The following is a 257-nucleotide window of genomic DNA, read 5'->3' as shown; positions in this document are numbered from 1 at the left end:
ATCGTCTCATATATAAGCTCCTCCTTGTTTAAACCTCTTTAATCCCTCTATATTTTCCTACAGACCGCACTTTAGAAAAAACGGCCACCCTTCCCTATGACTTCAAAAGCCTCCTCAATATCCTCTAGTAACGATGTATCAGTTGTTAGTTCCTTCGCTGTAGCAAGGGCCAGAAGAGCTTCAGAGTCTCTTCGCATACGTGATAAATGAATTGCCTTCCAATAGTATTCCCGACTATATGTAGGATTTAAATCAAT

General features: G+C 40.1%; 1 protein-coding gene. It reads right to left on the bottom strand.

Annotated features, from left to right (window positions below):
* Positions 1–71: 71 nt before the first annotated feature.
* A partial coding sequence (locus KIH86_RS08820) for a hypothetical protein (protein WP_223110399.1) occupies positions 72–257 on the bottom strand: 186 nt, incomplete at its 5' end.

The organism is Paenibacillus sinensis, assembly GCF_019904155.1.
Classification (GTDB): domain Bacteria; phylum Bacillota; class Bacilli; order Paenibacillales; family Paenibacillaceae; genus Paenibacillus_AQ; species Paenibacillus_AQ sinensis.
This window is presented reverse-complemented; position numbering and strand designations above follow the sequence as displayed.